This is a genomic window from Pseudomonas sp. NBRC 111127, from assembly GCF_001320345.1.
Lineage (GTDB): Bacteria > Pseudomonadota > Gammaproteobacteria > Pseudomonadales > Pseudomonadaceae > Aquipseudomonas > Aquipseudomonas juntendi.
The window spans coordinates 1-9,960 of the sequence record NZ_BCBD01000191.1 but is presented as its reverse complement, the minus strand read 5'-3'; the positions used below and the strand labels follow the sequence as shown (position 1 = coordinate 9,960).

Here is a 9,960-nt window from a genome sequence, read left to right as displayed (position 1 = left end):
TTGGGTGCCAGGTTGGTCAGCACGTAGGCCGGGGCGACGAAGTTGGCCATGATGTTCACTGCCACGGTCACGATCAGGAAAGCCAGGCAAGCCAATACCAGGCCGGCGGTGTTGGGGATGGCCGCAACGATTTCGGTCGGGCTCTGCACCAGCTTGCCATCGATGCTGAACTGCGCACCGGCCAGTACCACCGCAATCAGGGCAAAGCCAAGCATGTTCACCGGCAGGCCCCAGAAGTTGCCTACGCTGATGGTGCGCCGGTCCGGGCAATTGCGCGTGAAGTCACAGAAGTTGAGAATCATGGTGCCGTACAGCGAGACCCACAGCGCAGCAGCGCCGAGCACTTTCAGCCACATGGCCGAACCGGTCGGGGCATTGCCGCTGGACCAGGCGATCGACAAGCCGCTGCGCCAGTACATCCAGCCGGCCAGGCTGGCGAAGGCGACCAGAATGATCGGCCCGGCCAACGACTCGAAGCGGCGCACCATTTCCATGCCGTAGGCGAAGATCGCCACCTGCACGCACCAGATGCCGAGGAAGGTGACCCAGCCCAGGCTCGACAGCCCGAGGATGCTGTTCTGGTCGTAGGCCTTGAGTTCTGGGGCGATGGCGGTGAGCAGTACACGCAGCACCACCGAAGCCAGGTAGGTCTGGATGCCGAACCAGGCAATGGCGATCACCGCGCGGATCAGTGCCGGAATCTGGGCACCATGGATGCCGAAGCTGATGCGGCACATGACCGGGTAGGGCAGGCCGGTTTTCTGACCCATGTAGCCGGACAGGTTCATCAAGCCGTAGATCACCAAGGCACCGAGGGCGAAGGCGGCCAGGATCTGCGCCCCGCTCATGCCCAGGGCGAACAGCCCGATGGCGAACGAGTAGTTGGCCATGTTGTGCACGTCGTTGGTCCACAGCGCGAACAGGCTGTAGCGACCCCAAGTGCGCTTGGCGGCACGGGTAGGGGCCAGGTCGGCACTGTACAGGCGCGGGCTCAATGTCACCTGGCCCGGGTCCGCCGTGGCGGTGGGGCGTGCATCAAGCTGGCTAACATCGGAACGCGAAATCGACGCCATCGGGACTCCATGATGGTTGTGTACTTTTGTTTTTGGATTTGTATACAAACAAGATTCGTACCAATCGATCAGGCGCAGGTAATTCCAGCGGGTTCGCGGTCGCTAGCCGATCATTGCCTAGCGGGCGCGTATTTGAGTTGGGAATTTTGTGCACATTTCAGGTGCGCATTTGTTACCCCGTGCGCCAAGCCGAGGCGCTTGCTGTAAACAACGCAGATACACTCAGGCCATTGGTCAGCAAATGATCGGCAAATGGCCTGAAAGCGAACACAGTAGCCGCATTTGGCTGCAAGCAACGGCTGGACAGGCCCGTTTTCCAACAGGGATCCGTATCGATGTTCACCTCAGTGCGCCGCGCTGTGCGGCTTGCGATGGCCATTGCCGGCCTGTTCATTCTCGGTGCCTGGCACAGCACTCAGGCGCAGTCGCTGCCCAGTGCTGCCGAGCTGCAGCGGTTGGCACCCGCCGCCAGTCTGGCGACCTTGGCCCTGGCGCTTACCGCCTATCACTGTGCGAGCCAGGGGGAAGGGGACAAGTTGCTGACCGTTATCGATTATTCCAGGGCCTCGCGTGACAAGCGCTTGTGGGTGTTCGACCTGCGCGCCAGGCAGCTGTTGTTCGAAGAGTGGGTCACCCATGGCAAGAACAGCGGCGCCGATCTGCCGAACGCGTTTTCCAACGCGCCGAACAGTTACCAGTCCTCCGTCGGCCTTTATGAAACCGGCCAGGCCTACAATGGCAAGCACGGGCGCTCGTTGCGCCTGCAGGGGCTGGAGCCAGGGTTCAATGACAACAGCATGGCGCGGGCGATCGTCATGCACGCCGCAGCGTACGCCGACCCCAGCGTGGTGCCTAGCCTCGGCCGCCTCGGGCGCAGCCAGGGTTGCCCTGCCGTGCGCCCGGCGATTGCCGAGAAATTGATCCACACGCTGCAACGCGGCAGCTACGTGTTCGCCTACTACCCGCAGCAGGCGTGGCTGAAGCACTCGCGTTACTTGAACGCCCAACGTTGCGTGGCAAGCCCATCGATCGCCGGCAAGTGACGAGGCGCGCTTACCTCGTCAGCAGCCTCACACGCTACGCGTCAGGCCGCCGTCGACCTTGATGTTCTGCCCGGTCATGTAGGCAGCACCCTCGCTGGCAAGGAACGCGATGGTGGCGGCAATTTCTTCGGGGGTGCCGTAACGCTTGAGCGGTACGCTGTCGCGGCGTTGCTCTGTGGCCGGCAAGCTGTCTATCCAGCCCGGCAGCACGTTGTTGATGCGCACGTTATCGGCGGCGTAGGTGTCGGCGAAGATCTTGCTGAAGGCCGCCAGCCCCGAGCGGAACACCGCGGAAGTGGGGAACAGGTCGCTCGGCTCGAATGCCCAGGCGGTAGAGATGTTGATGATCACGCCACCCTTTTGCCGCTGCATGTAGGGCGTCACCAGGCGTGTCGGGCGAATGACATTGAGCAGGTAAGTGTCCATGCCTTTGTGCCAGTCCTCGTCGCTGATCTCCAGGATGGGCGCACGTGGGCCGTGCCCCGCGCTGTTGACCAGCACATCGATGCGGCCCCATTTGCCGACCACAGCGTCTACCAGGCGCTGCAGGTCTTCAACCGACTGGTTGCTACCGGTAACGCCGATGCCGCCAAGCTCCGCGGCCAGGGCCTCGCCCTTGCCCGATGAAGAAAGGATGCCCACGTTAAAGCCATCCGCGGCCAGGCGCCGAGCTGCGGCGGCACCCATGCCGCTGCCACCAGCCGTGATAATTGCAACTTTGTCTACTGTCATGCTGCCTCCCAGGTTGGCGTTCATTTGATTGCGTAAGTGCTTCCACCATAGCAGCGCCCTAGAGTGGCAAGTGAGACAGTCAAGCTTCTCAGAGCCAGTAGTTAAGCTACTGGCTTGTTGCGCTTGGCAGGGGCCAAGTCGCGCAGACGCAGACCGGCGGCACGCAGATGATCTTGACTCGTGAAATTTTTAATGTATTTTTTCATGAAAAATATCTGCGAAAATTTCACGAGCGCCCAGGCTATTGAAGGCGTGCCAGAGGTTGAAGCCCTTGCAAACGCTGGCGGCATTCAAGGGCGAGTCTTCACTTGAGTTGGTTCACCTCACAAGGACAAGAACATGAGTGCCCCCTCTGCGGATCTGCTGCTTGAAGTGCGTGCGTTTCGGGCGCAGCACCCGGCCATACGTTATGTCGACCTGATTGCGCTGGACATTCCCGGGCATTTCTACGGCAAGCGCTACCCCATCGACATGCTGGAAAAGGTTGCAGCTGGGGCACCGCTGAAGCTACCGCAGAACTGCGTGCTGCTGGGTACCCAGGGCGGCCTTTACCCCATAGGTGACTACTGCTTTGCCGACGGCGACCCGGATGCCGTACGGCGGCTGGTGCCAGGTACGCTGAAGCCGGTGCGCTGGGAAAAAGAGCCGATCGCCCAGATGCTGATCACCTCCGACGGCACCGCCAAACCGATCGAGTTCGAGCCACGGGAAGTGCTGGCCCGCGTGCTGCAGCGCCTGGCCAGGCGTGGCATACGCCCGGTGGTGGCGTTCGAACTGGAGTTCTACCTGTTCGATCGCGCGCTGGACAACGGCTTGCCCCGTTACCCGCGTGACACTGCCACCGGCGACGCAGACGACCAGCCGAACATGCACATCGAGCGCCTCTCGCGCTTTTCCTCGGTGTTGCATGAAATGGTCGATGGCGCCAATGAGCAAGGCGTGCCGGCGAACGTGATCACTGCCGAGCTGGGCCCAGGCCAGTTCGAAATCAACTTCTCGCACAGCGACGATGCCCTTGCCGCGGCTGACTGGTCGGCACTGTTCTGCCGCAGTACCCGGGGCATTGCCCTGAAGCACGGCTACCGTGCCAGCTTCATGAGCAAGCCCTACCTGGATGCGCCAGGCAGCGGCATGCACGTGCACGTCAGCCTGTACGACAACGACGGCAACAACCTGCTTGCCGCTGCCGAACAGCGCAAGCTGCGCCATGCGGTGGCGGGGTGCCTGGAACTGCTGCCGCACTGTATGCCGATTTTTGCCCCCAACCACAACGCCTACCGCCGTTACGGTGCCATGGTCAACGCCGCGAGCAAGGCCAGCTGGGGCTTCGAAGACCGTGATGCGTGCATTCGCATCCCCGAATCCGACCCGCGCAACCTGCGCATCGAGCACCGCCTGGCAGGCGCAGATGCCAACCCGTACCTGGTGCTGGCGGCAATTCTCACCGGCATGGAGTACGGCCTGGAGCGGGGCGTCGAGCCCATCGCCCCGCTGAACGACGACCGCCAGAGCGGCATCGACTTCCCCAAGGACCCGCTCAGCGGCCTGGCCGCCATGCGTCATCACCCGGTGCTGGAGCAAGGCCTGGGCAGCGAGTTCGTGATGGTCTACTGCGAAAACAAGTACCAGGAGCAACTGGACTTCATGCGCCACATCGATGCCCGCGAGTATCGCTGGTTCCTGTAGCGCCTGCGGTTCGCCCCCATCCCTTGCCAACCTAAACCACGCGCAATACCCATTGCCGGAGGACGCTATGCCACGTGTGCCCGTGATCGGCATCACCGCTTGCACCACCATGAGCGGGCAGCATGCCACCCAGACCATTGCCGAGAAGTATGCACGTGCGGCAGCCATGGCGGCGTGCGGCCTGCCCATCGTGATACCCAGCCTGGGCGAGCTGCTCGACAGCGCCGACATCCTTGAGGTGGTGGACGGGCTGATCTTTACCGGTTCGCCGTCCAATATCGAGCCGTTTCACTACCACGGCGCGGCCAGTGCCGAGGGCACCCAGCATGACCCGCTGCGGGACGCCACCACGTTACCGCTGATGCGCGCGGCGATCGCCGCCGGCGTGCCGGTGCTGGGCATCTGCCGTGGTTTTCAGGAAATGAACGTGGCACTGGGCGGCACCCTGCACCAGAACGTGCATGAGGCTGGCGCATTCATGGACCACCGCGAAGGCGCGGGCGAGCCCATCGACAAGCAATATGGCCCGCGCCACACCATGCATGTGCAGCCGGGTGGTTTGCTCGAGCGCCTGGGCTTGCCGGCAGTGTTCGAGGTCAACTCCATCCACGGCCAGGGCATCGATGTGCTGGCGCCGGGGTTGAGGGTGGAGGCATTGGCGCCCGACGGCCTGGTGGAGGCAATCTCGCTGGGCAACGGCCAGGGCTTCAGCCTGGCCGTGCAATGGCACCCCGAGTACCAGGTCATGGACAACCCGCAGTACCTGACCCTGTTCCAGGCGTTCGGCGCGGCTTGCCGCCAGCGCTCGCTGCTGCGCCAGAACCGCAAGCAACCCCACCGCGCAGCGCGCCTGCGCGACCTGACGGAGTGAAGACAATGAGTGCACAGAATTCGCAGACCCAGGCCTGGCAAGCGCTTAGCCGCGACCACCACCTGGCGCCGTTCAGCGATGTGAAACAGTTGGCCGAGAAAGGCCCGCGCATCATCACCCAGGCCAAGGGCGTATACCTATGGGATAGCGAGGGCAACAAGATCCTCGATGCCATGGCTGGCCTGTGGTGCGTGGCGGTCGGCTATGGCCGCGATGAGCTGGCGGAGGTCGCCAGCCAGCAAATGAAGCAGCTGCCGTACTACAACCTGTTCTTCCAGACCGCGCACCCACCGGCGCTGGAGCTGGCCAAGGCGATCGCCGACCTGGCCCCGCCAGGCATGAACCATGTGTTCTTCACCGGCTCCGGTTCCGAAGGCAATGACACCGTGCTGCGCATGGTGCGCCACTACTGGGCGCTGAAAGGCCAGCCCGACAAGAAGGTGATCATTGGCCGTATCAACGGCTACCACGGCTCTACCGTGGCAGGCGCTGCCCTGGGGGGCATGAGCGGCATGCACCAGCAGGGCGGGGTGATCCCGGATATCGTGCATATCCCGCAGCCGTACTGGTTCGGCGAAGGCGGCGACATGACCGAGGCCGACTTCGGCGTGTGGGCGGCCGAGCAACTGGAGCGCAAGATTCTGGAGGTGGGCGAAAGCAACGTCGCAGCCTTCATCGCCGAGCCGATCCAGGGTGCCGGGGGTGTGATCATTGCGCCGGACACTTATTGGCCGAAGGTCAAGCAGATCCTTGCCAAGTACGACATCCTGTTCGTGGCCGATGAAGTGATCTGCGGCTTTGGCCGTACCGGGCAGTGGTTCGGTACTGACTACTATGACCTCGAGCCCGACCTGATGACCATCGCCAAGGGCCTGACTTCGGGCTACATCCCGATGGGCGGCGTGATCGTGCGTGACGAGGTGGCGCGGGTAGTCAGCGAAGGCGGCGATTTCAACCACGGTTTTACCTATTCCGGCCACCCGGTGGCCGCGGCGGTGGCGCTGGAGAACCTGCGCATCCTGCGCGACGAGCAGATCATCACGCAGGTGCAGGATAAGACTGCGCCTTACCTGCAGCAGCGCCTGCGTGAGCTGGCCGACCACCCGTTGGTCGGTGAGGTGCGTGGCCTGGGGATGCTGGGCGCTATCGAGCTGGTAAAAGACAAGGCCAGCCGCACCCGCTACCCAGGCAAAGGCGTGGGCATGATCTGCCGCCAGCACTGCTTCGACAACGGCCTGATCATGCGCGCGGTGGGCGACACCATGATCATCGCGCCGCCTTTGGTGATCAGCCTTGCCGAGATCGACGAGCTGGTGGCAAAGGCGCGCAAATGCCTCGACCTCACGTATGAGGCTGTTCGCTGAGCGGCAGGTAGCCTCAGCGGGGCTGCAAAGCGGCCCCGGTTTGCCTGGCTGGCACGCGCAAGGCCTGGAAGCATTTTGCTTTGCAGGTTGAATCCTGTACTTTTCAGGGCATTGTTTTTCCGTCCGAACGTCGCGATTCAACTATGAAAGTGCACGAAGAAATCGAAGGCCTGGCAGTACTGATTCGCGACCTGCGCAAGTTCAAGGGCCTGACCCTTGGCGAGCTGGCCCAGCGTATCGGCCGCTCGGTGGGGTTCCTGTCCCAGGTCGAGCGCGGTGTATCGCGCCCGACCGTCGCCGACCTGACGGCCATCAGCGAAGAGCTCGGTGTGTCGACTGCCTACTTCTACAAGCTGGCCAAGCCCCGCGAGCTCGGCTGGGTTACCCGCCCGCACGAGCGCCGCACCTTGCACCTGGCCGGTGGCATCACCGACGTGCTGGCATCCCCCAGCATCAGTGGCGCCTTCTCCATGCTCGATAGCCACCTTGAACCTGGGGCGAGCAGTGGCGAGGAGTACCTGGACGACAGTTCAGAGCAGGGGTGTTTCGTGCTCGAAGGCGAATTGACCGTGTGGCTCGACGGCGGTGAGCCCGTTACCCTGCGCGCCAATGACAGTTTCCAGCTGCAGCCACATGCCAGCTTTCGTTATGCCAACCTGACCGGCAAACCAACGCGGGTGTTGTGGGTATTCAGCTGATGGAAAGATGACCTGCAAACACTGGGGTAGCTGCATGGGTTATCCTTGCACCCCGCAATCAACCACAAGCAGTGAATTGAACGATGGGTTTTGAACAACTAGCAGAGCTACGCGACCGCCTGCGGGCGGAGAAACAGCAGGTAAAGGCCGAAAGCGCGAAACAGCCAAAGCGCAAGCCGTCCCCGCAGGCGAAGCCGCGCGAACAGGATCCGGCGGTCGCTGCGATCTGGCCTTTGCAGAAGCATTTTCCCCTGGCCTTCCCGGTCAACCCGGCCCCCAAGGTGCCGCTCAAGGAAGGTATCTTCAAGGATGCCGAGCAACACCTGGAGCTGCTCGGGCTTACCCGTGAACAGCTGAAGCTGGGTATTTCCACCTGGTGCCGCGGCGCCCGGTACTGGGCCAGCATGGTCGAAAATGCACCGCGCCTGGACCTCAGTGGCCAAGCCGCGGGTACCGTGACTGCTGCACAGGCACTGCATGCCAAGCAGCAGGCTGCGCGGCACCGCAGCCAGGAACGCCGTAACCGGGCGAAGGCCAAGGCACAGGCTGCCGCCCCTGCCGCCGATCCTGCTGGCGAGCAGCCTGAGGCCTGACCCGGCCCCTCGCCAACCTGGCGAACCTACTGATCGCCTCCGTGCATCGGTGCCCGGGCTGCCCTGCTGGCCAGCCCCGGGCACAACGTCAACCGCGACCGTGAGCGTTGATTGACATGTGCCTGCAACTGATTCCTGCCACTACCAGCCACTGCACCTTCGCCCGCGACCTGACTCGCCGCGCCATGCTGCCTTATTACGGCCAATACGGTCTGCTTTGGGTGGAAGACGCCTTCGACCAGGCCTGGGGCTGGCGCGAGCAGTGGCTGGTGGCAGATGGCACCGCGGTGCTGGGTTACTGCAGCCTCAGCCAGGACCGCCAGGCCCTGTTCATCCGCGAGTTGCATTTGCTCCCCGAGCACCGCGGGCGCGGTGTTGGCAGTTGGGTGCTGGAGCAGTTGGCACTGTGGGCCAGGCAGCGGCAGTTGCCGCTGCTCAGGCTGATGGTGTTTCGCAGCAATCCGGCACGCCGCCTTTACCAGCGCCATGGGTTTATCGAGATGGGCGAAGACGATTGCTTCGTGCGTATGCAGCGCGCTATCGAGTGATCGCCAGGCGCTGGCGTGTCCAGCGCGAACGGCGTAGGCATCAAGGATCCATATCGACGATCAGCCGGCACGTTGCCTACCTGCTGGCGCGCTTGACGGGTCATGTTAAACCCCGGTAAACAGTATGGATTCTCACAGTTGAGCGTCGGACTTTTCTGACGGAAGTAATGCGTTAGGCCCACTGTGAAAAATTTTGTTAAGGTGGCGGGATCCAATCGCCCTGCTGATGAGGTGTGTGCTTGATTAGGGTCTTAGTCGTCGATGATCACGATCTGGTACGAACCGGTATTACGCGCATGTTGGCCGACATTGACGGCCTGCAGGTGGTGGGTGAGGGGGACTCGGGCGAGTCGGCGCTCAAGCTGGCCCGTGAGCTGAAGCCAGACGTGGTGCTGATGGACGTGAAAATGCCCGGCATCGGCGGCCTGGAAGCCACTCGCAAACTGTTGCGCAGCCACCCGGACATCAAAGTGGTTGCAGTCACCGTGTGCGAGGAAGACCCGTTCCCCACGCGCTTGCTGCAGGCCGGCGCTGCCGGTTACCTGACCAAGGGCGCAGGGCTCGATGAAATGGTCCAGGCCATCCGCCTGGCATTTGCCGGCCAGCGCTACATCAGCCCGCAGATCGCCCAGCAGCTGGCGCTCAAGCCGTTCCAGCCACAAGGCTCGCCGTTCGACGCCTTGTCCGAGCGGGAAATCCAGATCGCCCTGATGATCGTCGGTTGCCAGAAAGTGCAGATCATCTCCGACAAGTTGTGCCTCTCGCCCAAGACCGTCAATACTTACCGTTATCGGATCTTTGAAAAACTCTCGGTCACCAGCGACGTCGAATTGACCTTGCTGGCCGTTCGCCACGGTATGGTTGACGCAAGCCTGTAAACCTCATGTCCCAAGTTTTTGATGCCAGCGCATTCCTGGCGACCTGCAGTGGTCGCCCCGGCGTTTATCGGATGTTCGACGTCGACGCCCGCCTGCTTTATGTGGGCAAGGCCAAGAACCTGAAAAAGCGCCTGGCCAGCTATTTCCGCAAGACCGGCCTGGCCCCCAAGACCGCCGCGCTGGTTGCGCGCATTGCCCAGGTCGAGACCACCATCACCGCCAACGAAACCGAGGCGTTGCTGCTGGAGCAGAACCTGATCAAGGAATGGCGGCCGCCCTACAACATCCTGCTGCGCGACGATAAGTCCTACCCCTACGTGTTCTTGTCTGACGGGGAGTTTCCCCGCCTGGGTATTCATCGGGGCGCGAAAAAGGCCAAGGGCCGTTACTTCGGCCCATACCCCAGCGCCGGCGCCATACGTGAAAGCCTCAGCCTGTTGCAGAAGGCCTTTTCCGTGCGCCAGTGCGAAGACA

11 protein-coding genes are annotated in these 9,960 nt (G+C 62.6%); 9 read left to right on the top strand and 2 right to left on the bottom strand.

Annotated elements, in window-relative coordinates; genetic code table 11:
- Positions 1-1,073, bottom strand: a 1,073-nt coding sequence (locus APH30_RS24175) for a cytosine permease (RefSeq protein ID WP_054913976.1), incomplete at its 3' end; no start/stop codon positions are given.
- Between the two features lie 335 nt (positions 1,074-1,408).
- Between APH30_RS24175 and APH30_RS24170 the strand changes: the two genes are divergently transcribed.
- Positions 1,409-2,116: a murein L,D-transpeptidase catalytic domain family protein gene (locus APH30_RS24170; protein ID WP_054913975.1), complete on the top strand. Its 708-nt coding sequence runs from the start codon at positions 1,409-1,411 to the stop codon at positions 2,114-2,116.
- 27 nt (positions 2,117-2,143) lie between these two features.
- Here the strand turns inward: APH30_RS24170 and APH30_RS24165 are convergent, their stop codons facing one another.
- The gene (locus APH30_RS24165) at positions 2,144-2,848 is read right to left on the bottom strand and encodes an SDR family oxidoreductase (RefSeq protein ID WP_009686317.1); all 705 of its coding nucleotides are present in this window, start codon (positions 2,846-2,848) and stop codon (positions 2,144-2,146) included.
- 339 nt (positions 2,849-3,187) lie between these two features.
- Between APH30_RS24165 and APH30_RS24160 the strand changes: the two genes are divergently transcribed.
- The 8 genes from APH30_RS24160 to APH30_RS24125 form a co-directional block, all read left to right on the top strand.
- Positions 3,188-4,534 carry a glutamine synthetase family protein gene (locus APH30_RS24160; protein ID WP_054913974.1) on the top strand — a complete coding sequence of 449 codons (1,347 nt, stop codon included), beginning with the start codon at positions 3,188-3,190 and terminating at the stop codon, positions 4,532-4,534.
- Between the two features lie 67 nt (positions 4,535-4,601).
- Positions 4,602-5,405 (top strand): gamma-glutamyl-gamma-aminobutyrate hydrolase family protein, encoded by an 804-nt coding sequence (locus APH30_RS24155; RefSeq protein ID WP_054913973.1) that lies wholly within the window; start codon positions 4,602-4,604, stop codon positions 5,403-5,405.
- 5 nt (positions 5,406-5,410) lie between these two features.
- Positions 5,411-6,769 carry an aspartate aminotransferase family protein gene (locus tag APH30_RS24150; RefSeq protein ID WP_054913972.1) on the top strand — a complete coding sequence of 453 codons (1,359 nt, stop codon included), beginning with the start codon at positions 5,411-5,413 and terminating at the stop codon, positions 6,767-6,769.
- Positions 6,770-6,912: 143 nt separating this feature from the next.
- Positions 6,913-7,467, top strand: a complete 555-nt coding sequence (locus APH30_RS24145; protein WP_009686321.1) for a helix-turn-helix domain-containing protein — start codon at positions 6,913-6,915, stop codon at positions 7,465-7,467.
- 83 nt (positions 7,468-7,550) lie between these two features.
- Positions 7,551-8,060 carry a ProQ/FinO family protein gene (locus tag APH30_RS24140; RefSeq protein ID WP_054913971.1) on the top strand — a complete coding sequence of 170 codons (510 nt, stop codon included), beginning with the start codon at positions 7,551-7,553 and terminating at the stop codon, positions 8,058-8,060.
- Positions 8,061-8,176: 116 nt separating this feature from the next.
- Positions 8,177-8,608, top strand: a complete 432-nt coding sequence (locus tag APH30_RS24135) for a GNAT family N-acetyltransferase (protein WP_054913970.1) — start codon at positions 8,177-8,179, stop codon at positions 8,606-8,608.
- A 239-nt stretch (positions 8,609-8,847) separates the two neighbouring features.
- Positions 8,848-9,486, top strand: coding sequence for a UvrY/SirA/GacA family response regulator transcription factor (gene uvrY / locus APH30_RS24130; protein WP_003251380.1), 639 nt, complete (start codon positions 8,848-8,850; stop codon positions 9,484-9,486).
- 5 nt (positions 9,487-9,491) lie between these two features.
- Positions 9,492-9,960: GIY-YIG nuclease family protein (locus tag APH30_RS24125; protein WP_177333785.1), on the top strand; the 469-nt coding region annotated here is incomplete at its 3' end.

Excerpts from the sequence above, each read along its gene's own strand:
- APH30_RS24170 (WP_054913975.1), top strand. The coding sequence starts at position 1,409 with ATGTTCACCTCAGTGCGCCGCGCTGTGCGGCTTGCGATGGCCATTGCC.
- APH30_RS24165 (WP_009686317.1), bottom strand. The coding sequence starts at position 2,848 with ATGACAGTAGACAAAGTTGCAATTATCACGGCTGGTGGCAGCGGCATG.
- APH30_RS24160 (WP_054913974.1), top strand. The coding sequence starts at position 3,188 with ATGAGTGCCCCCTCTGCGGATCTGCTGCTTGAAGTGCGTGCGTTTCGG.
- APH30_RS24155 (WP_054913973.1), top strand. The coding sequence starts at position 4,602 with ATGCCACGTGTGCCCGTGATCGGCATCACCGCTTGCACCACCATGAGC.
- APH30_RS24150 (WP_054913972.1), top strand. The coding sequence starts at position 5,411 with ATGAGTGCACAGAATTCGCAGACCCAGGCCTGGCAAGCGCTTAGCCGC.
- APH30_RS24145 (WP_009686321.1), top strand. The coding sequence starts at position 6,913 with ATGAAAGTGCACGAAGAAATCGAAGGCCTGGCAGTACTGATTCGCGAC.
- APH30_RS24140 (WP_054913971.1), top strand. The coding sequence starts at position 7,551 with ATGGGTTTTGAACAACTAGCAGAGCTACGCGACCGCCTGCGGGCGGAG.
- APH30_RS24135 (WP_054913970.1), top strand. The coding sequence starts at position 8,177 with ATGTGCCTGCAACTGATTCCTGCCACTACCAGCCACTGCACCTTCGCC.